The organism is Streptomyces sp. NPDC036815 (genome assembly GCF_055609205.1).
In genome coordinates, this window is sequence record NZ_JBVJPW010000024.1 from 92180 (window position 1) to 111992 (window position 19813).

18 protein-coding genes are annotated in these 19813 nt (G+C 72.6%); 13 read left to right on the forward strand and 5 right to left on the reverse strand.

All coding sequences use genetic code 11. The annotated features are described in order from the left end of the window. Positions 1 to 294: 294 nt before the first annotated feature. From ACZ69I_RS33485 to ACZ69I_RS33500, 4 genes are all read left to right on the forward strand, one after another. Complete coding sequence (locus ACZ69I_RS33485) at positions 295 to 2067, forward strand: acetyl/propionyl/methylcrotonyl-CoA carboxylase subunit alpha (protein WP_467670103.1); 1773 nt, start codon at positions 295 to 297, stop codon at positions 2065 to 2067. Between the two features lie 173 nt (positions 2068 to 2240). Next, positions 2241 to 3215, forward strand: a complete 975-nt coding sequence (locus ACZ69I_RS33490) for a hypothetical protein (protein WP_470836351.1) — start codon at positions 2241 to 2243, stop codon at positions 3213 to 3215. A gap of 5 nt (positions 3216 to 3220) precedes the next feature. Continuing rightward, complete coding sequence (locus ACZ69I_RS33495) at positions 3221 to 3394, forward strand: hypothetical protein (RefSeq protein ID WP_467670108.1); 174 nt, start codon at positions 3221 to 3223, stop codon at positions 3392 to 3394. A gap of 150 nt (positions 3395 to 3544) precedes the next feature. Then, positions 3545 to 4108 carry a TetR/AcrR family transcriptional regulator gene (locus ACZ69I_RS33500; RefSeq protein WP_467670842.1) on the forward strand — a complete coding sequence of 188 codons (564 nt, stop codon included), beginning with the start codon at positions 3545 to 3547 and terminating at the stop codon, positions 4106 to 4108. A gap of 113 nt (positions 4109 to 4221) precedes the next feature. Here ACZ69I_RS33500 and ACZ69I_RS33505 read toward each other — a convergent pair whose 3' ends face one another. Both ACZ69I_RS33505 and ACZ69I_RS33510 read right to left on the reverse strand, forming a co-directional pair. Next, positions 4222 to 5193 carry a DeoR/GlpR family DNA-binding transcription regulator gene (locus ACZ69I_RS33505; RefSeq protein ID WP_467670110.1) on the reverse strand — a complete coding sequence of 324 codons (972 nt, stop codon included), beginning with the start codon at positions 5191 to 5193 and terminating at the stop codon, positions 4222 to 4224. 176 nt (positions 5194 to 5369) lie between these two features. Beyond that, positions 5370 to 6818, reverse strand: coding sequence for an NAD(P)H-quinone dehydrogenase (locus ACZ69I_RS33510; RefSeq protein ID WP_470836352.1), 1449 nt, complete (start codon positions 6816 to 6818; stop codon positions 5370 to 5372). A 120-nt stretch (positions 6819 to 6938) separates the two neighbouring features. Between ACZ69I_RS33510 and ACZ69I_RS33515 the strand changes: the two genes are divergently transcribed. From ACZ69I_RS33515 to ACZ69I_RS33530, 4 genes are all read left to right on the forward strand, one after another. Further along, complete coding sequence (locus tag ACZ69I_RS33515) at positions 6939 to 7376, forward strand: gamma-glutamylcyclotransferase family protein (RefSeq protein WP_389723680.1); 438 nt, start codon at positions 6939 to 6941, stop codon at positions 7374 to 7376. Positions 7377 to 7492: 116 nt separating this feature from the next. Next, positions 7493 to 8317, forward strand: coding sequence for a purine-nucleoside phosphorylase (locus tag ACZ69I_RS33520; RefSeq protein ID WP_467670115.1), 825 nt, complete (start codon positions 7493 to 7495; stop codon positions 8315 to 8317). Positions 8318 to 8553: 236 nt separating this feature from the next. Further along, complete coding sequence (locus tag ACZ69I_RS33525) at positions 8554 to 10203, forward strand: phospho-sugar mutase (protein ID WP_467670117.1); 1650 nt, start codon at positions 8554 to 8556, stop codon at positions 10201 to 10203. Positions 10204 to 10346: 143 nt separating this feature from the next. Then, positions 10347 to 11582 (forward strand): hypothetical protein, encoded by a 1236-nt coding sequence (locus ACZ69I_RS33530; RefSeq protein WP_470836354.1) that lies wholly within the window; start codon positions 10347 to 10349, stop codon positions 11580 to 11582. Between the two features lie 77 nt (positions 11583 to 11659). Here ACZ69I_RS33530 and ACZ69I_RS33535 read toward each other — a convergent pair whose 3' ends face one another. Further along, positions 11660 to 12295: a PH domain-containing protein gene (locus tag ACZ69I_RS33535; protein ID WP_467670121.1), complete on the reverse strand. Its 636-nt coding sequence runs from the start codon at positions 12293 to 12295 to the stop codon at positions 11660 to 11662. Positions 12296 to 12464: 169 nt separating this feature from the next. Here ACZ69I_RS33535 and deoC point away from each other — a divergent pair, with 169 nt between their 5' ends. The 3 genes from deoC to ACZ69I_RS33550 are packed head-to-tail and all read left to right on the forward strand — an operon-like array spanning position 12465 to position 15722. After that, positions 12465 to 13403, forward strand: coding sequence for a deoxyribose-phosphate aldolase (gene deoC / locus ACZ69I_RS33540; RefSeq protein ID WP_467670844.1), 939 nt, complete (start codon positions 12465 to 12467; stop codon positions 13401 to 13403). 5 nt (positions 13404 to 13408) lie between these two features. Next, complete coding sequence (locus ACZ69I_RS33545; RefSeq protein WP_470836355.1) at positions 13409 to 14845, forward strand: aldehyde dehydrogenase family protein; 1437 nt, start codon at positions 13409 to 13411, stop codon at positions 14843 to 14845. After that, entirely contained in the window at positions 14838 to 15722 is an 885-nt protein-coding gene (locus ACZ69I_RS33550) for an aldehyde dehydrogenase family protein (RefSeq protein ID WP_467670125.1), read from the forward strand. Before ACZ69I_RS33545 ends, ACZ69I_RS33550 begins: the two co-directional genes overlap by 8 nt. Before the next feature lie 118 nt (positions 15723 to 15840). Here the strand turns inward: ACZ69I_RS33550 and ACZ69I_RS33555 are convergent, their stop codons facing one another. Continuing rightward, positions 15841 to 16581, reverse strand: a complete 741-nt coding sequence (locus ACZ69I_RS33555) for a TetR/AcrR family transcriptional regulator (RefSeq protein WP_467670127.1) — start codon at positions 16579 to 16581, stop codon at positions 15841 to 15843. Positions 16582 to 16683: 102 nt separating this feature from the next. Between ACZ69I_RS33555 and ACZ69I_RS33560 the strand changes: the two genes are divergently transcribed. Both ACZ69I_RS33560 and ACZ69I_RS33565 read left to right on the forward strand, forming a co-directional pair. Further along, the gene (locus ACZ69I_RS33560) at positions 16684 to 17280 is read left to right on the forward strand and encodes an NADPH-dependent FMN reductase (RefSeq protein WP_470836357.1); all 597 of its coding nucleotides are present in this window, start codon (positions 16684 to 16686) and stop codon (positions 17278 to 17280) included. Positions 17281 to 17309: 29 nt separating this feature from the next. Further along, positions 17310 to 18905 (forward strand): MDR family MFS transporter, encoded by a 1596-nt coding sequence (locus ACZ69I_RS33565; RefSeq protein WP_470836359.1) that lies wholly within the window; start codon positions 17310 to 17312, stop codon positions 18903 to 18905. Here ACZ69I_RS33565 and ACZ69I_RS33570 read toward each other — a convergent pair. After that, the gene (locus tag ACZ69I_RS33570; RefSeq protein ID WP_470836361.1) at positions 18902 to 19336 is read right to left on the reverse strand and encodes a hypothetical protein; all 435 of its coding nucleotides are present in this window, start codon (positions 19334 to 19336) and stop codon (positions 18902 to 18904) included. The genes ACZ69I_RS33565 and ACZ69I_RS33570 overlap by 4 nt on opposite strands. Positions 19337 to 19813 lie beyond the last annotated feature (477 nt).

A 19813-nucleotide genomic window follows, 5' to 3' on the forward strand; every position in this document is an offset into this window, starting at 1 on the left:
CTAACGGGTAAACCCCGGGACAAGAGCTGTGCCGCAGGCAAAGAATCGTTGAGCCATTCGTAGGGACTCCACAAAGAAAGCCGTGCCGCCGCAGCACGGACACACAGAGACCTTGACCACACCGGCGGGCTACGCTGCCGTGGAGAGACCCCGTCTACTCCGGTACGACAAGGGATTTCGCGGACCTAGCCGGCCTCGAGTAACACTCCGTGTGGGCAAGCTCACCATTGGGGACGGGTCGTAAGCCCGTGTCGGCAGTCCCTAAACTCGGCTTGTTTCAAGGAGGGAGCCATCGTGCGCAAGGTGCTCATCGCCAACCGTGGCGAAATCGCTGTCCGCGTTGCTCGGGCATGCCGGGACGCAGGGATCGCGAGCGTAGCCGTCTACGCAGACCCGGACCGGGACGCTCTGCATGTACGGGCAGCCGATGAGGCGTTCGCGCTGGGCGGTGACACTCCGGCCACCAGCTACCTGGACATCTCCAAGGTGCTGGCCGCGGCCAAGGACGCGGGGGCGGATGCCATCCACCCCGGCTACGGCTTCCTTTCGGAGAACGCCGACTTCGCGCAGGCCGTCATCGACGCGGGCCTGAACTGGATCGGCCCGCCGCCGCAGGCCATCCGCGACCTGGGTGACAAGGTCGCCGCGCGGCACATCGCGCAGCGCGCCGGCGCCCCGCTGGTCGCCGGTACCCCCGACCCCGTGTCGGGCGCCGACGAGGTGGTGGCCTTCGCCGAGGCGAACGGCCTGCCCATCGCCATCAAGGCCGCCTTCGGCGGTGGCGGGCGCGGCCTGAAGGTCGCCCGCACCCTCGAAGAGGTCCCCGAGCTGTACGACTCCGCGGTCCGCGAGGCCGTGGCGGCCTTCGGCCGGGGCGAGTGCTTCGTCGAGCGCTACCTCGACAAGCCCCGGCACGTGGAGACCCAGTGCCTGGCGGACAAGCACGGCAACGTGGTCGTCGTCTCGACCCGTGACTGCTCGCTGCAGCGCCGCCACCAGAAGCTCGTCGAGGAGGCGCCCGCGCCGTTCCTGACGCCCGAGCAGAACGCCGAGCTGTACGCCGCGTCGAAGGCCATCCTCAAGGAGGCCGGCTACGTGGGCGCGGGCACCGTCGAGTTCCTCGTCGGCGTCGACGGCACGATCTCCTTCCTGGAGGTCAACACCCGTCTGCAGGTGGAGCACCCGGTCACCGAAGAGGTCGCGGGCATCGACCTGGTCCGCGAGATGTTCCGCATCGCCGACGGCGAGGAGCTCGGCTACGGAGACCCCGAGCTGCGCGGTCACTCCTTCGAGTTCCGCATCAACGGCGAGGACCCGGGCCGCGGCTTCCTGCCCGCGCCCGGCACCGTCACCACGTTCGCGCCGCCGAGCGGCCCCGGCGTCCGCCTGGACGCGGGCGTGGAGTCCGGCTCGGTCATCGGCCCGGCCTGGGACTCGCTCCTGGCCAAGCTGATCGTCAGCGGCGCGACGCGCGAGCAGGCGCTGCAGCGTGCCGCCCGCGCGCTGGACGAGTTCACCGTGGAGGGCATGGCCACCGCCATCCCCTTCCACCGTGCCGTCGTCAGGGACCCGGCGTTCGCGCCGGAGCTGACCGGCTCCAGCGACCCGTTCACGGTCCACACCCGGTGGATCGAGACGGAGTTCGTCAACGAGATCCCGCCGTTCACGGCCGCCTCGGACACCGAGACGGACGAGGAGCCGGGCCGCGAGACGGTCGTCGTCGAGGTGGGCGGCAAGCGCCTGGAGGTCTCGCTGCCGTCCTCGCTCGGCATGACCATCGCGCGCACCGCGGCGGCGGGCGGCGCCCGCCCCAAGCGCCGCGCGGCCAAGAAGTCCGGCCCGGCCGCCTCCGGTGACACCCTCGCCTCGCCCATGCAGGGCACGATCGTCAAGGTCGCGGTCGAGGAGGGCCAGGAGGTCAACGAGGGCGACCTGATCGTCGTCCTGGAGGCCATGAAGATGGAACAGCCCCTGAACGCGCACCGCTCGGGCACCATCAAGGGCCTCACCGCGGAGGTGGGCGCGAGCCTGACCTCCGGTGCGGTGATCTGCGAGATCAAGGACTGACGGTCGACGTCTCGAGGTCTCCCGGGGCTCCGCCCCGGACCCCGCTCCGCCATCGCCGGAGGGGCTGATTTCTCAGCCCCTCCGGGTGATTTTCCGCCCGTCCGGCGCGCAACCGGCCCGCTCCCGCCCCGCGTCCTCCCCCTCGTAGAGCCGAAGACCACGGGGGGACTTCAGTGAAACGCACGGGGGACATGTTCGGGCTGCTCGCCGCGGCGGGCGCCATCGGCGCGGGCGGCTGGCTCGCCGCGACCGCCGACGCAGGGCAGCGCTACGAGGCGGGACTCGTCCTGGGCCTCGCCGCGGGCCTCTCCGTGGCGCTCCTGCGCCGCTTCACGCACCTGCCGATGGGCAGGCGCCGCCCCTACACCTTCGCCCTGCCGCTGCCCGCGCCCGACTGGCGCGCACCGCTGCCGGACCCGGGGTGCGACCCCGAGGCGCTGCGCCCGGAGGCCGAGCGGCGCGCGGAGCTCCTCAGCGACGCGGCCGCGCTCGGCGACACCCTGCACCACACCTGCGCGCTCTCGGAGCAACTGCGCACCGAGCTGGCCTCGTTCGCCGTCACGGCGGCCATCCAGGCGAGCAACTCGGTGATCCGCCCGGCCTGCGACGGACCGCTGAGCCCGGACCCCGCCTACGACTCCGCGTACGCCCTGGGGGAGCTCGTGGCGGCGGTCGAGTTCAGCCGCGTCGGGATGCGCGCCCTGGCGGCCCTGGTGACGGAGCAGCCGCTGCGGCCCGACCCGCCCTGCTACTTCAACCCGCTGCACGAGCGCGGGCACGCGCGCGTGGCGCCGCCGGACGTCCCGGGCATCCCGGAGGGCGTCGAGGAGATCGCCGCCTGCCACGCGTGCGCCCGGCGGCCCGCACCGCTCCTGGTGCCGTCGGCGGCGGGCCCGGTGCCGTACTACGAGAGCGACGCCGTCGACGTGCGCTGGCGGCTGCTCGGCTACGGCGCGGTGGTGCCGGACAACGGCGCCACGATGATCGAGACGGCCCGCGACGGCTTCCACGGCCCCGCGAGGAACACCAGCGGGGCCGGTAGCGCCAGTACATCCGGTACCGCCACTACATCCGGTAGCGCCACCACACCCGGCAGCGCCGCCAAACCCCGGCACACCACCAAAAAGCTCCACACGAAGGCGAGTTGATGATCATGAGCGAGTTGGCCGCGGGAGTGCTGAGCGGCGCGCTCATCGGCACCTGTGTCACGTATCCGCTGGTCCTGTGGCTGACCCGGAACCTGCGCGGCGGCGCCCTGCCCCCGCACCGGCGCGAGCGCAGGGCCAGGGCCGAGCTGGACGCGTTCTTCCCCCGCGGGGAGCCCTGACCGCACCCGTCCGCCCGCCGCCCTCCGAGGAGGCCGCGCGGTCAGTGGCATCCTTGAGGTACGCGTACGTTCACGAAGGGTGCGGGGATGACGACCGGCATGGGCCAGCAGGCGAGAGCGCCGCAGCAGACGGCACAGTCGGCGCGGGCCATGCGGGCCGATGCCCGCCGCAATTACGACCGGCTCCTCGCCGAGGCACGCTCCGCCTTCGCCGAGCACGGCACGGGCACCTCCCTGGAGGACGTGGCGCGCCGGGCGGGCGTCGGCATCGGCACCCTCTACCGGCACTTCCCCAACCGGCACGCGCTGATGAGCGCGGTGTGGGAGGACGCGGTGAGCGATCTGCTCGCGCGTTCGCACGCTCTGCTCGACGACCCGCAGCCCTGCGCCGCACTGGTGGCGTGGCTGCGCGCCATCATCACTCATGCGGGTGAGTATCGCGGCCTGTCGAGCGCCCTCATGTCGGCGTCGCACGACGACACTTCGGCGCTCGCGCGGTGCAGCAAGCCCATGCGCGAGGCGGGCTCGGCGCTCCTGGCCCGCGCCCAGGAGGCAGGGGCCGTGCGCCCCGACGTCTCCATCTCCGACCTGCTCCAGCTGACCAACGCGATCTCGCTGGCGGCCGAAGAGACCCCGGACGATCCGGAGTTGGCCGACCGCCTGCTCACGCTGACCCTGCGGGGCCTGAAGGCGGACGGGCAGGCGGCGGCGTAACACGACTCGCCACACCGTCACGGCGTCACACCGTCACGTCGTCGCACCCTCACCGCCATCGCTATCGCCACCGCCCCACCACCCGCCGTCCGGCCGGGATGTGACCCGTGCCTTCAGCGACGGCGCAGGTCGGCGACGCGCGCGGCACGCTCCCCGGGCGGCTGCTCCCCGAGGACGGCGCTCCGCAGCTGCTGGCCCGGTCCCGCCCCGTGGTTGCGGCGCTGCCCCGGCAGGGGCACGTCCCGGCGCTGCTGACGACCTTTCTGGACGGCATCGGCACCGGGCCCCGCGCTGGGGCCCGCGGCACCGCCCGCCACCGCGATCTGCACGCCCTGATCGGCCAGGGCCTGCAGTTCCGTGGCCGCGCGGTCGTCGTGCCCCGGCGGCTCGTCGGTGACCAGGCGCGTGATGACGTCCGTCGGCACCGTCTGGAACATCGTGTCGGTGCCGAGCTTGGTGTGGTCCGCGAGGACCACGACCTCGGCCGCCGCCTGGACCAGCGCGCGGTCCACGCTCGCGGAGAGCATGTTGGACGTGGAGAGCCCGCGCTCCGCGGTCAGACCACTGCCCGACAGGAAGGCCCGCGTCACCCGCAGCCCCTGGAGGGACTGCTCGGCGCCGCTGCCCACGAGCGCGTAGTTCGAGCCGCGCAGGGTGCCGCCGGTCATGACGACTTCGACCCGGTTGGCATGGGCCAACGCCTGCGCCACCAGAAGGGAGTTGGTGACGACGGTCAGGCCGGGCACCCGCGCGAGCCGTCGGGCCAGCTCCTGCGTGGTCGTACCCGCCCCGACGACGATGGCTTCGCCCTCTTCGACGAGGCCCGCCGCGAGATCGGCGATGGCCGTCTTCTCGGCGGTCGCGAGATGTGATTTCTGCGGAAAGCCGGACTCCCGCGTGAATCCGCCCGGCAATACCGCACCGCCATGTCGGCGGTCGAGGAGTCCTTCTGCCTCCAGCGCGCGCACGTCCCGCCGTACGGTCACTTCGGAGGTCTGGACGACGCGGGCGAGCTCACGGAGCGATACCGCCCCGTTGGCCCGCACCATTTCGAGGATCAATTGGCGACGTTCTGCAGCGAACACGAAACTGACAGTAACCCCAACGACCGTCTGCTTTCAGCAGTTTGCGCCGAATTACAGAAGTTGTTCGCACGACAGGGTGGGAAGTGGTATAGGTGCTTACGCCCAACGCCTATGCCGCGCGAATGGGCGGCAACACTCCGTGACCTGCAAAGAGTTGTTTCGGGCCGCCGCGAGGATCAGGCCTCGCCCGCCGTCTTCCGCGTGTGGAGCTGGCGCGCCACCTCGGCGATCGACCCCGAAAGCGATGGGTACACGGTGAACGCATTCGCGATCTGCTCGACCGTCAGATTGTTGTCGACCGCGATCGAGATGGGATGGATCAGTTCCGAGGCGCGCGGTGCGACGACCACACCGCCGACCACGATTCCGGTGCCCGGGCGGCAGAAGATCTTGACGAAACCGTCGCGGATGCCCTGCATCTTCGCGCGCGGATTGCGCAGCAGAGGGAGCTTCACGACTCGGGCGTCGATCTTGCCCGCGTCCACGTCGGACTGGCTGTAACCGACGGTCGCGATCTCCGGGTCGGTGAAGACGTTCGCGGAGACGGCCTTCAGGTTCAGCGGCTGCACCGCGTCGCCCAGGAAGTGGTACATCGCGATGCGCCCCTGCATGGCGGCGACGGAGGCGAGCGCGAAGATGCCGGTCACGTCACCCGCGGCGTACACACCGGGGGCGGAGGTCCGCGAGACCTTGTCGGTCCAGATGTGGCCCGAGTCCTTCAGCTTGACCCCGGCCTCCTCCAGGCCCATGCCGCTGCTGTTCGGGATGGCGCCGACGGCCATCAGGCAGTGCGTGCCGGAGATGACGCGGCCGTCGTCGAGCGTGACCTCGACCCGGTCCCCGACCCGCTTGGCGGAGGCGGCGCGGGAGCGGGACATGACGTTCATGCCGCGGCGGCGGAAGACGTCCTCCAGGACGGCGGCGGCGTCCGGGTCCTCGCCCGGCAGCACGCGGTCACGGCTGGAGACGAGCGTGACGTTGGACCCGAGGGCCTGGTAGGCCCCGGCGAACTCGGCGCCCGTCACACCCGAACCGACGACGATGAGCTCCGCGGGCAGCTCGTCCAGGTCGTACACCTGGGTCCAGTTCAGGATCCGCTCGCCGTCGGGCTGGGCGTCCGGGACCTCGCGCGGGTGCCCGCCGGTGGCGAGCAGCACCGCGTCGGCGACGAGGGTCTCCTCGCTGCCGTCGGCGGCGCGCACCACGACCTTCCGCGAGCCGTCGGTGTCCTGCTGGCCCTCCAGACGGCCGCGGCCGCGCAGTACGCGCGCGCCCGCACGCGTGACGGAGGCGGTGATGTCGTGGGACTGCGCGAGCGCGAGCCGCTTCACACGGCGGTTGACCTTGCCCAGGTCGACGCCGACCACGCGCGCGGGGGTGTCGATGTGCGGGGTGTCGTCCGCGACGATGATCCCCAGCTCCTCGTACGAGGAGTCGAAGGTGGTCATCACCTCGGCCGTGGCGATCAGAGTCTTGGACGGCACGCAGTCGGTGAGCACCGACGCCCCGCCCAGACCGTCGCAGTCGACGACGGTCACCTCCGCGCCGAGCTGGGCGGCCACAAGAGCCGCCTCGTATCCGCCGGGTCCGCCGCCAATGATCACGATCCGAGTCACGTACTCCATTGTCCCGCACGCTTCAAGGTGCTTACGCGCCGGGGCCCTCCGTCCGTGGAACGACCCCCGTCCGGGCGGTCCTCCCGCTACGGGAGGGGCGTACGTGATTGCTGCCGTACCCTCGACCACATGTCGCTCTACGCCGCGTACGCCGGCAATCTGGATCCGCGGCTCATGTCACGCCGCGCCCCGCACTCACCGCTGCGCGCGACCGGCTGGCTGACCGGCTGGCGGCTCACGTTCGGCGGGGAGCACATGGGCTGGGAAGGCGCGCTCGCCACCCTCGTCGAGGCCCCGCGCTCCCAGGTCTTCGTCACGCTCTACGACATCGCTCCCATGGACGAGGACTCCATGGACCGGTGGGAGGGCGTGGGCCTGGACATCTACCGGCGCATGCGGGTCCGCGTCCACACGCTGGAGGGCGAGGAACCCGCGTGGGTGTACGTCCTGAACGGATACGAGGGCGGGCTGCCCTCCGCGCGGTACCTGGGCGAGCTCGCGGACGCGGCGGAATCGGCGGGCGCCCCTCACGACTACGTGATGGAACTGCGCAAGCGCCCCTGCTAGCCGCACCGGTCCCGGACACCGTGCGGCGGCCTCGTCGGAAACGACAAGACAACGATCGCAATCCCGTAAGCATCGTCATCTACGCGCGTAGGCCATGAGCGGCTACTCTCGTCCGCGTGAACGCTTCAGTTATTCCGGACCACATCCAGGGCGACCCCTACGCCGCCGCCGCCGACGCCGCCGCGCGCCTGCGTGAGCTGACGGGCGCCGAGACCCACGACGTCGCCCTCGTGATGGGCTCCGGCTGGGCGCCCGCCGTCGACGCGCTCGGCGAGCCCGATGCCGAGTTCCCCGTCACCGAGCTGCCCGGCTTCCCGCCGCCGGCCGTCGAGGGCCACGGGGGCCGCATCCGCTCCTTCAAGGTCGGCGACAAGCGCGCGCTGGTCTTCCTGGGCCGCACCCACTACTACGAGGGCCGCGGGGTCGCCGCCGTCGCCCACGGTGTCCGCACCGCGGTGGCCGCCGGCTGCAAGACCATCGTCCTGACCAACGGCTGCGGCGGCCTGCGCGAGGGCATGCGCCCCGGCCAGCCGGTGCTGATCAGCGACCACCTCAACCTGACGGCGACGTCCCCGATCGTCGGCGCGAACTTCGTCGACCTCACGGACCTGTACTCGCCGCGGCTGCGCACCCTCTGCAAGGAGATCGACCCCTCCCTCGAAGAGGGCGTCTACGCGCAGTTCCCCGGCCCGCACTACGAGACGCCCGCCGAGATCCGCATGGCCCGCACGATCGGCGCGGACCTGGTCGGCATGTCGACCGTCCTGGAGGCCATCGCCGCGCGCGAGGCGGGTGCGGAGGTCCTCGGCATCTCCCTCGTCACGAACCTGGCCGCGGGCATGACCGGCGAGCCCCTCAACCACGAGGAAGTCCTCCAGGCGGGCCGCGACAGCGCGACGCGCATGGGCGAGCTGCTCGGCAAGGTCCTGGGCCGCATCTAGGCGCTGCGCGGCGGGGGCGGGTGAAGGGCTTCCCGCGCCCGCCGCCCCGCCGCGGTCGGACCCCGGTCCGCGCGCGGCCCGACCGCGCCAGTTCCCCGCGCCCCTGAAGCCCCGCCTCAGGGGCGCGTCTGCGCCGTCCCCTCCACGGCCGAACCCGGGGCGGACTTCCGGCCCACCCGGGTAAGCAGTACCCGTACCCGTACCTCCCCCAGCACCAGCGAGAGGCTGAAGAACCCGTGCAGGACACCGAACTCATCGCACGTGCCCAGGCCTGGCTGGCCGAGGACCCGGACCCCGAGACCCGCGAAGAGCTGGCCAAGCTCATCGACGCCGAGGACACCGCCGAACTGACCGCCCGCTTCGCCGGCACCCTCCAGTTCGGCACCGCCGGCCTGCGCGGCGAACTCGGCGCGGGCCCCATGCGCATGAACCGCTCCGTGGTCATCCGCGCCGCCGCGGGCCTCGCCGCGTACCTCAAGGCGAAGGGGCAGACCGAGGGCCTGGTCGTCGTCGGCTACGACGCCCGCCACAAGTCCGCCGACTTCGCCCGCGACACGGCCGCCGTCATGACCGGCGCCGGTCTCCGCGCGGCCGTCCTCCCCCGCCCCCTGCCGACCCCCGTGCTCGCCTTCGCCATACGGCACCTCGGCGCGGTCGCGGGCGTGGAGGTCACGGCCAGCCACAACCCGCCGCGCGACAACGGCTACAAGGTGTACCTCGGCGACGGCTCCCAGATCGTGCCGCCCGCCGACGCGGAGATCGCCGCCGAGATCGACGCGATCGCGAGCCTCCACGACGTGCCGCGCCCCGAGACCGGCTGGGAAACCCTCTCCGACGACGTCCTCGCGGCCTACCTGGCCCGTACGGACGCCGTCCTGGCCCCGGACTCCCCGCGCACCGCACACGCCGTCTACACGGCCATGCACGGCGTCGGCAAGGAGACCCTCCTCGCCGCCTTCGCCCGGGCAGGGTTCCCCGCGCCCACGCTCGTCGCCGAGCAGGCCGAGCCGGACCCGGACTTCCCCACGGTCGCGTTCCCGAACCCGGAGGAGCCGGGCGCGATGGACCTGGCCTTCGCGACGGCGTCCCGCACCACGCCCGCCCCCGACCTGATCATCGCCAACGACCCGGACGCGGACCGCTGCGCGGCGGCCGTCAAGGACGGCGAAGGTGAGGGCGGCTGGCGGATGCTCCGCGGTGACGAGGTGGGCGCGCTGCTCGCCGCGCACCTGGTCGCCCGCGGCGCCCGCGGCACCTTCGCCGAGTCGATCGTCTCCTCCTCGCTGCTCGGCCGGATCGCCGGGAAGGCGGGCCTTCCATACGAGGAGACCCTGACCGGCTTCAAGTGGATCGCCCGCGTCGACGGCCTGCGCTACGGCTACGAAGAGGCGCTCGGCTACTGCGTGGACCCCGAGGGCGTCCGCGACAAGGACGGCATCACCGCCGCTCTCCTCCTCACGGAACTCGCGTCCGAGCTGAAGGAGCGGGGCCGTACGCTGCTCGACCTGCTCGACGACCTCGCCGTGGAGCACGGCCTGCACGCCACCGACCAGCTGTCGGTGCGCGTGGAGGACCTGTCGCTGATCGCCGACGCCATGCGCCGCCTGCGCGAGCAGCCGCCGACGGAGCTCGCGGGCCTGCCCGTGAGCAAGGCGGAGGACCTGACGCGGGGCACGGACGCCCTGCCGCCCACGGACGGCCTGCGCTACACGCTCGACGGCGCCCGGGTGATCGTGCGCCCGAGCGGCACGGAGCCGAAGCTCAAGTGCTACCTGGAGGTGGTGGTCCCGGTGGCCGCCAAGGCGGACCTCCCCGAGGCCCGCGCCGAGGCGGCCCGCACGCTCGCGACGATCAAGCGCGACCTGGCGGCCGCGGCGGGCATCTGACGGCCGCACCGCCCGCGGCTCCCCCCGGGGCCACCCGTGCGAGTGGTTCCGCTAGCGCAGCTGCCGCAGTGATCCGGTGCGCTGCCGGTCCCCCAGGAAGGGACGACCGGTAGCGCACGATCACGTTCCGGGGAGCTGCCGCAGTGCCGTACGGAATCTCCGAGTCCTCCACCGCCACCGCCGCCCCGTCCCGCGTACCCCCGTCCAGGAGCCCCGGCAGCGCCGCCCGCCCGCCCGCGGACTTCGGCGCTCGCGTGGTCCGGGCCCTGCGGCACGCCTCCCCCGCACTCCTCGCGTACGCCGCCGTGCGCGTCCTCGGCCTGCTCGTCCTCACCGAGTGGGCGCACCGGGAGCACCGCGGGGTCCGGCACCTGCTGATGCGGTCCTGGGACTGCGACTGGTACCTGAGGATCGCCGCGCACGGGTACGCGGACTCCCTCGGGACCCGGATCGACGCGAACAACCTGGCGTTCTTCCCGCTGCACCCGATGCTCGTCAGGGTGGTCGACACGCTCTTCCCGTGGCTGCCGCGCGGCGCGGCGGGCCTGGGCATCGCGCTGGTCTGCTCGTTCCTCGCGGCGTGGGGGATCTTCGTGGTGGGCGACCGGCTGTACGGCCGCCGGGCCGGGGTCGTCCTCGCGGTCCTCTGGGGCAGCCTGCCGGTCGCGCTCGTGCAGTGGATGGGCTACACGGAGTCGCTCTTCACGGCGCTGACCGCCTGGTCGCTGTACGCGGTGCTCACCGGCCGGTACGTGTGGGCGGGCTCTCTGGCCGCGCTCGCGGGGCTCACCCGCCCCACGGGGGTGGCGCTCGCCGCCGCGGTGTCCGTGACGGCGCTCCTGTCGCTGTGGGGCCGCTTCCCGGTGCCCCGCTCCGCCCACCCCCTGCGCCCCGTCCTCGGCGCCCTGCTCGCCCCGCTCGGCTGGCTCGCGTACGTCGCGTGGGTGGGCCTGCGCCTGGGCCGCTGGGACGGCTACTTCGCCGTGCAGAAGCTGTGGCGCAACGACTGGGACGGCGGTGTGGAGACGCTCCGCCGCATGCAGGGCGTGCTCGTCGTCGAGCGGCCGCCGCTCTTCCTGGCCGTGGTGACGGCGACGCTGCTGGGGGCGGTGGTCCTCTTCGCGCTCTGCGCGGGTGACCGCCAGCCGGTGCCGTTGCTGCTCTTCACCGGCCTGCTGCTGCTGATCGTGCTGGGCAGCAGCGGGGTCTACTTCCCGCGGGCCCGCTTCCTGCTGCCCGGTTTCCCGCTGCTGCTGCCGCTCGCCGTGCCGCTGGCGCGGGCGAGGACGCGGGTGACGGTGACGGTGCTGACGGCGGCGGCGCTCGGCTCGGCGGCGCTCGGCGGCCACATGCTCCTGGCGTGGCTGGGCCCGCCGTAGACCGGGCGGGAAGGCGCCCTCGTCAGGCCTGGCAGGTCAGGCCAGCGGGTCGGGTCAGGTCAGGCCAGCGGGTCAGGTCAGGTCACAGCCAGCAGCACCGCGAGCAGTACGGCGCCCGCGAGAGCCGGAGCGATGATCTCGTACGCCCAGCGCACCACGGGATCGCCCTGCGCGGACTCGGCGCTCGCCTGGCGCTCGGCCAGCTCGCGGAGGTCGTCCATGGCCTGGTCGCCCGCGGAGCGCGTGGACGGCGCGTTGGGGTCGAGGAAGGTGCGGCCCGTCGTCGGGTCACCGGCCGCGGCGGCCTGCGACTGCCTGCGCGCCGCCCGCTTGCGGCCGCGCAGCGAGACGGGGATCGCCCAGAGCTGGAACTTGGCGCCGGTGCCGGTCAGGACCTCGTTGGAGTACCCGGAGCGGAGCGTCGCGACGGACGCCCACGGCAGCGTGACGGTCCGGAACGGGTTGCGGATGCGGAGCCGGTCGTCGTTGGCGGACACGAGGGGCCGCACGGTGTACGCGATGACCAGCGGCACCGCGATCAGCAGCCCGGCGAGCGCGAGCCACGGGGTGCGGCCCTCACCGCGGGCGACGGCGTCGATGCCGAGCCAGGCGCCCAGGGCGAGCAGCAGGACGCCGCCGGCGATGCCGGCGGGGGACCGGAAGGTGCGGTCCTTGTACGCGGGCTCCGCCACGGGGTTCTGGGGGTCGCTCATACCCTGATTCTGCCTGACGCCCGCCCGGCCCCCCAGCGCCGGTACCCACCCGTTCCGGTAAGCACCCCCGCGACAGGCGCGCCCGCGCCACCCGTCCCTGGCCCGGAAGGGGGCCCCACCCCCACCCCTGTACAGCAGCTACGCGCGTAGATATGCTCCCCTCGTGACCATGCCCACTGCATTCGCTGACGTGACCGCGTCCGACAGCACGCTCCGCCGCTTCCTTCACGGGCTGCCCGGCGTCGACGCGGTCGGCCTGGAGGCGCGTGCCGCCTCGCTCGGTACCCGTTCGATCAAGACCACGGCCAAGGCGTACGCCATCGACCTGGCCATCTCGATGATCGACCTGACGACGCTCGAGGGCGCCGACACCCCCGGCAAGGTCCGGGCCCTCGGCGCGAAGGCCGTGCATCCGGACCCGACCGACCGCGGGACCCCGCGCACCGCGGCCGTCTGCGTCTATCCGGACATGGTCGCCACCGCCAAGGAGGCCGTCGCGGGCAGCGGCGTGAAGGTCGCCTCCGTGGCGACCGCCTTCCCCGCGGGCCGCGCGGCGATCGAGGTGAAGCTCGGCGACGTGCGCGAGGCCGTCGCGGCGGGCGCCGACGAGATCGACATGGTCATCGACCGGGGAGCCTTCCTCTCCGGGGACTACATGACGGTGTTCGAGCAGATCCGCGCCGTGAAGGAGGCCTGCGGCACCGCCCGCCTGAAGGTCATCTTCGAGACCGGTGAGCTCTCGACGTACGACAACATCAAGCGCGCCAGCTGGATCGGCATGATCGCGGGCGCCGACTTCATCAAGACCTCGACCGGCAAGGTCGGCGTCAACGCCACCCCGCCCAACACGCTCCTGATGCTGGAGGCCGTCCGCGACTTCCGTGCGCAGACCGGCGTGCAGATCGGTGTGAAGCCCGCGGGCGGCATCCGCTCGACCAAGGACGCGGTGAAGTTCCTCGTCCTGGTGAACGAGACGGCCGGTCCCGACTGGCTGGACAACCACTGGTTCCGCTTCGGCGCCTCGTCGCTCCTCAACGACCTGCTCATGCAGCGTCAGAAGCTGGCCACCGGCCGCTACTCCGGCCCCGACTACGTGACGGTGGACTGATCACCATGACTTCCCCCTTCGAGTACGCCCCGGCGCCCGAGTCCCGCTCCGTCGTCGACATCGCGCCGAGCTACGGCCTGTTCATCGACGGCGAGTTCACCGAGGCCGCCGACGGCAAGGTCTTCAAGACGGTCTCCCCGTCGACCGAAGAGGTCCTCTCCGAGGTCGCGCAGGCGTCCTCCGAGGACGTCGACCGCGCGGTGAAGGCCGCCCGCAAGGCCTTCGAGAAGTGGTCCGCGCTGCCGGGCGCCGAGCGTGCCAAGTACCTCTTCCGCATCGCCCGGATCATCCAGGAGCGCAGCCGCGAGCTGGCCGTCCTGGAGACGCTGGACAACGGAAAGCCCATCAAGGAGACGCGCGACGCCGACCTCCCCCTGGTCGCCGCGCACTTCTTCTACTACGCGGGCTGGGCCGACAAGCTCGACCACGCGGGGTACGGGCCGAACCCGGCGCCGCTCGGTGTCGCGGGCCAGGTCATCCCGTGGAACTTCCCGCTCCTGATGCTGGCCTGGAAGATCGCCCCGGCGCTCGCCACCGGCAACACGGTCGTCCTGAAGCCCGCCGAGACCACTCCCCTGAGCGCCCTGTTCTTCGCGGACATCTGCCGCCAGGCGGGCCTGCCCAAGGGCGTCGTCAACATCCTTCCCGGGTACGGCGACGCGGGCGCGGCGCTGACCGCCCACCCCGACGTGAACAAGGTCGCCTTCACCGGCTCGACCGCCGTCGGCAAGGCCATCGCCCGCCAGGTCGCGGGCACCGACAAGAAGGTCACGCTCGAACTGGGCGGCAAGGGCGCGAACATCGTCTTCGACGACGCCCCCGTCGACCAGGCGGTCGAGGGCATCGTCACGGGCATCTTCTTCAACCAGGGCCAGGTCTGCTGCGCGGGCTCGCGGCTCCTCGTACAGGAGTCGGTCCAGGACGAGGTCCTCGACGCGCTGAAGCGGCGCCTCGCCACCCTGCGCCTGGGCGACCCGCTCGACAAGAACACCGACATCGGCGCCATCAACTCCGCCGAGCAGCTCGCCCGCATCACCGCGCTCGCCGAGACAGGTGAGGCGGAGGGCGCCGAGCGCTGGTCGGCGCCGTGCGACCTGCCGTCGTCCGGCTACTGGTTCGCGCCGACGCTCTTCACCAACGTCACGCAGGCGCACACCATCGCCCGCGACGAGATCTTCGGCCCGGTGCTCTCGGTGCTGTCCTTCCGGACGCCGGACGAGGCGGTCGCCAAGGCCAACAACACCCAGTACGGGCTCTCCGCCGGCATCTGGACGGAGAAGGGCTCGCGCATCCTCGCGGTCGCGAACAAGCTCCGGGCGGGCGTCGTCTGGGCCAACACTTTCAACAAGTTCGACCCGACGTCGCCGTTCGGCGGATACAAGGAGTCGGGCTTCGGCCGCGAGGGCGGCCGGCACGGGCTGGAGGCGTACCTCGATGTCTGACCGACTCACGGTTCTCAAGACCTACAAGCTGTACGTCGGGGGCAAGTTCCCCCGCAGCGAGAGCGGCCGGGTGTACGAAGTGACGGACTCGAAGGGGACGTGGCTCGCCAACGCGCCGCTGGCGTCCCGCAAGGACGCGCGTGACGCGGTCGTCGCCGCGCGCAAGGCGTTCGGCGGCTGGTCGGGCGCGACCGCCTACAACCGCGGCCAGGTCCTCTACCGCGTCGCGGAGATGCTGGAGGGCCGCAGGGACCAGTTCGTACGGGAGGTGGCGGACGCGGAGGGCATCTCCAAGTCCAAGGCCGCCGCCCAGGTGGACGCGGCGATCGACCGCTGGGTCTGGTACGCGGGCTGGACCGACAAGATCGCCCAGGTCGTGGGCGGAGCGAACCCGGTCGCGGGCCCGTTCTTCAACCTGTCGACGCCGGAGCCGACCGGTGTGGTCGCGGTCCTCGCGCCCCAGGAGTCGTCGTTCCTGGGCCTGGTCTCGGTGATCGCCCCGGTGATCGCGACGGGCAACACGGCCGTCGTCGTCGCCGCCGAGGAGTCCCCGCTGCCCGCGCTCTCGCTGGGCGAGGTCCTCGCGACGTCCGACGTGCCCGGCGGCGTGGTCAACATCCTGACCGGGAGGACCGCCGAGATCGCAGCCCCGCTCGCCGCCCACCAGGACGTCAACGCGATCGACCTGACGGGCGCGGAGGCGGACCTGGCACGCGATCTGGAGATCGCGGCCGCGGACAACCTCAAGCGCGTGCTGCGTCCACAGCCTGTGGACTTCTCCGCCGACCCCGGCACGCACCGCCTGACGGCCTTCCTGGAGACGAAGACGGTCTGGCACCCCACGGGTTCGCTGGGCGCGTCGGGCTCCGCCTACTAGGCGCTCCAGGCGCTCCAGGCGCCCCACTGGGCTTGCCACGGCACACCTGCGGGCGCCCGCGGGTGTGCCGTGGCTGGTCGCGCAGCGCCCCGCGCCCCTTACGGGGCGCGGGGCTTCGTCATGCGCGCGGTTCGAGGCCGAGCCGGGCCGCGATGCCGTCCAGGACGCAGTCGAGTCCCGTCTCGAACTGCCAGGCCGCGTCGTCCTTGCGGCCCGCTCCGAGGGCGTAGCGCCGGTAGGCCGGGTAACGGCCGGTGCCCATCAGGTACGTCATCTGCGGCGCGAGCCCCGCGCGCGCCTCGGCGCCGCTGGTCCAGCCGTTGTCCTGCATGTACTGGCGCAACGCCACCTCCGACTGGCTGACGCCGTGCACGTAGGCGCCGACGGTGCGGAAGGCCGTCATGATCGTGTCGGCGTCGAGGCCGAGGTCCTCCAGCGCCGCCAGCTGCCGTTCGGCCATGGCCATCCGGTTCGGCGTCAGGGCGAAGTGCGGCGTGGGGAGCTGGGCGAGCCAGGGGTGCGCCAGCATCAGGTGGCGGCTGCCGACGGCGTACGCGCGCAGCACCTCGCGCCAGCCGCCCACGTCCTCGGGGACGACGACCTCGGCGGTGACCCGGTCGACCATCAGCGCCCACAGGTCGTCCTTGCCGGAGACGTGGCGGTAGGCGGCCATGGGCGCGACGCCCAGCTCGGTGGCGAGGCGGCGCATGGTGACGGCCGCGACGCCCTCGGCGTCGGCGACCCGGACCGCGGCGGCGGCGATGCGCTGGGGGGTGAGTGCCGTGCGGGGCGAGGACGCGGGGCGTTCCAGGCGTTCCCAGAGGGTGACCTCCGGCTCGTCCTTCTTCTGCGTGACCATGCGTACAGCGTATGCCTTGTGGACGCCGTACACACTGCCGTGTACGTTGTACGCATCCCGATACGCCGTACACGGCAGTGTCGTCCACACCAGGGGGTCCCCGTGAACAGCCAGCCGCAGCAGCTCCGCGTCGCCGTCCTCGTCGGCTCCACCCGCGAGGGCCGCTTCGCCCCCGTCGTCACCCGCTGGGTCGAGCGTCACCTCGACCAGCGCGACGACATGCGCGTCGACGTCGTCGACCTCGCCGAGACCCCGCTGCCCACGGTCCTGCCCGCCTTCGGCGGACCGGCCGCGCCCGGCACCGAGGAGGCCCTCGCGCTGGTCTCGCCGCGTCTGGCGGCGGCCGACGCGTTCGTGTTCGTCACCCCGGAGTACAACCACAGCTTCCCGGCGAGCCTGAAGAACGCCATCGACTGGCACAACGAGCAGTGGCACGCCAAGCCGATCGGCTTCGTCTCCTACGGGGCCATCTCCGGCGGCCTGCGAGCGGTCGAGCAACTCCGGCTGGTCATGGCCGAGTTGAACGCGACGACCATCCGCAACACCGTCAGCCTGCACAACGCCTGGGGCCTGTTCGACGCCGACGGAAACATGACGGAACCGGCCGGCGACGCCGCCGTCAAGACCATGCTCGACCAGCTCGCCTGGTGGGCGCTCGCGCTGCGCGACGCCAAGGCCGTCCGCCCGTACGCCGCCTGACGGATCGTCGACCACGTCGCGAGGACCTCATGAAGCAGCGCACGGAAGCCACGGCACCCACCACCCCGCAGCCGGCATCCGCACCGGCGGACACCCCGGAACCGCCCTCCCGCCTCGTCATCCTCGGACTGCTCCTCGGCATCATCCTGGCGACGCTCGACGGCACGATCGTCGGCACCGCCCTCCCGACGATCGTCGGAGACCTCGGCGGCCTCGGCCACTTCTCCTGGGTGGTGACGGCCTACCTGCTCACCGCCGCCGTCTCCACCCCGATCTGGGGCAAGCTGGGCGACCTCTACGGCCGCAAGGGCAGCTACCAGACCTCGATCGCGGTCTTCCTCGTCGGTTCCGTACTCTGCGGACTCGCCCAGAACATGGAGCAGTTGACCGCCTTCCGCGCCCTGCAGGGGCTCGGCGCGGGCGGGCTCTTCGTCGGGGCGATGGCGCTCCTCGGGACGCTGCTGCCGCCCGCGCAGGCGGGCCGCGCGCAGTCGATGATCGGCGTGCTGCTGCCCGTCGCGATGATCGGCGGCCCGCTGCTCGGCGGCTTCCTCACCGACCAGCTGGACTGGCGCTGGGTCTTCTACGTCAACGTGCCCGTCGGCGCGGCCGCGCTCCTGATCATCGGGCTCCTCGTCCAGGTGCGCGGCGAGCGCAGCACGGCCCGCGTCGACGTCGCGGGCGCCGCCCTCCTCACCCTCGGCATCCTGGCCCTGACGCTGCTCGGAACCTGGGGCGGCACGACGTACGACTGGCTCTCCCCGCAGACCGGCTCCCTCGCGCTGCTCGCGGCGGCCGCGCTCGCCGCCTTCGCCCGGGTGGAACGGCGCGCCCCCGAACCGGTCATCCCGCCCCGCCTGTTCCGCGACCGCAACTTCACGCTCGCGCAGGTGCTCACCTTCCTCGCGGGCGCGGCGATGCTGGGCGCGGCGAGCTACCTCCCGCAGTACATGCAGTTCGTCCGCGGCCAGTCCTCGACGGCGAGCGGCCTCCTGCTGCTGCCGCTGATGCTGGGCATGATGGGCGCGCAGCTGCACATCGGGCGGGCGGTGGGCCACGGCGGCGGGTACCGCGCGTACCCGATCGCGGGCGGCGCGGTCGCCACGATGGGCGCCCTGGCGCTGCTGACGCTCGACGTGGACACGCCCACGGCCTTCGCCTCCGCGCTGACGTTCGTGCTCGGCGCGGGTCTCGGCTGCCTGCTGCAGCCGTCGCTGCTGATCACCATGAACAGCGCCGAGCCCCGCGACATGGGCGCCGCCAGCGGCACCACCACGCTGCTGCGCACCATCGGCGGCTCGCTCGGTGTCGCCGTGCTCGGCTCCGTCTACACCGGCCGCGTGACCGACACCGTCACCGACCGGCTCGGCCCGGACGGCGAACGTCTCGCGGGCGGCCACGAGCCGACCCCCGCGGTCCTGCGCGGCCTGCCCGAACCGGTGCGGGACGCCTTCCGGTCCGGGGTCACCGGCGGACTGCACGGCGTCATGGCCGGTACGGCCGTCCTGTGCGCCGCCACCTTCGCGGCCGCCTGGCTGATCCGCGAGGTGCCGTTGCGGTCGCGGACGGACACGAAGGCGCGGACGGTTACGAAGGCGGGGTCCGAGGGCACCGCCGCCGACTAGCCGGGCAGCAGCCCCGTCAACGGGCCCACCACGGGAAGGTCGGACAGCGAAGCACCCTGGGTCAGCGGTCCGGTGACGAACCCCGTATCGACCGGCTTGAAGTCGGCGATCTGCGTGCCGAGCGTGTTGTCGAGCGGGTCGGCGCTGGTGTTCGCCAGCGGGTCGAGCTGGAGGTTCTTCGCGGGCCCGAGCCCGCCCGCCGTCGAGTGGTGCAGGGCCGACCCGAGGACCTTGAGGGGCATCCCCGCGTCGACGGCGCCGAGCGGCGTGGCGAACCCGGCCGGCGCCGCCGCCGGCCCCGGCTCCACCGCGGCGGCGGCCCCCGCACCGCCCACCCCGAGCGCCGCTCCCGCGGCCGTGACGGTGAGGCCCGCGCGCAGCAGTGCGCGCTTGGCGGGCCGGTGTGACGAGGTTGCTGCGTGTCGTGCCATGGGTACCGCCCATATCCGTGCGTAGTGAGTGACCGAGCGAGCACGTAGCGTAGTTGAGGGGCGAGGCGGGAGCCAAAGGCCGACTCGCCCGGTACGGTCCGGGACCGCCGCCCGCGGACGGTGCGCGGACCGTACGCAGACCGGCGTGGAACGGCTCGTACATCCTGCTGAGTTCTGCCCCCGACCTGTTCGGGCGCACCGCTCGCGCGCGACGGACCACGCCACGATGGACCGCATGAACGAGGCGGCCGACGGGCCGTGGCGGGGGTGACGCGGTGACCTGCGAGCCGACAACGAAGCCGAGCGGGCCCGCGGACCGCCGCGAAGGAGAACCAGGCCAAGGCCCACGCTGCCGCATGGGCCGACCGCGAAGGAGCTGCTGCCGCATGGCCGACACTCTGGCCCACTTCCAGCCGTTCCCCGAGCCGCCTGCGCTGATCCTGTCGTACATCGCGGAACGCAGCGCCGAAGAGTCCG

Excerpts from the sequence above, each read along its gene's own strand:
- ACZ69I_RS33495 (WP_467670108.1), top strand. The coding sequence starts at position 3,221 with ATGAGCGAGTTGGCCGCGGGAGTGCTGAGCGGCGCGCTCATCGGCACC.
- ACZ69I_RS33500 (WP_467670842.1), top strand. The coding sequence starts at position 3,545 with ATGCGGGCCGATGCCCGCCGCAATTACGACCGGCTCCTCGCCGAGGCA.
- ACZ69I_RS33510 (WP_470836352.1), bottom strand. The coding sequence starts at position 6,818 with ATGGAGTACGTGACTCGGATCGTGATCATTGGCGGCGGACCCGGCGGA.
- ACZ69I_RS33515 (WP_389723680.1), top strand. The coding sequence starts at position 6,939 with ATGTCGCTCTACGCCGCGTACGCCGGCAATCTGGATCCGCGGCTCATG.
- ACZ69I_RS33535 (WP_467670121.1), bottom strand. The coding sequence starts at position 12,295 with ATGAGCGACCCCCAGAACCCCGTGGCGGAGCCCGCGTACAAGGACCGC.
- deoC (WP_467670844.1), top strand. The coding sequence starts at position 12,465 with ATGCCCACTGCATTCGCTGACGTGACCGCGTCCGACAGCACGCTCCGC.
- ACZ69I_RS33545 (WP_470836355.1), top strand. The coding sequence starts at position 13,409 with ATGACTTCCCCCTTCGAGTACGCCCCGGCGCCCGAGTCCCGCTCCGTC.
- ACZ69I_RS33550 (WP_467670125.1), top strand. The coding sequence starts at position 14,838 with ATGTCTGACCGACTCACGGTTCTCAAGACCTACAAGCTGTACGTCGGG.
- ACZ69I_RS33555 (WP_467670127.1), bottom strand. The coding sequence starts at position 16,581 with ATGGTCACGCAGAAGAAGGACGAGCCGGAGGTCACCCTCTGGGAACGC.
- ACZ69I_RS33565 (WP_470836359.1), top strand. The coding sequence starts at position 17,310 with ATGAAGCAGCGCACGGAAGCCACGGCACCCACCACCCCGCAGCCGGCA.
- ACZ69I_RS33570 (WP_470836361.1), bottom strand. The coding sequence starts at position 19,336 with ATGGCACGACACGCAGCAACCTCGTCACACCGGCCCGCCAAGCGCGCA.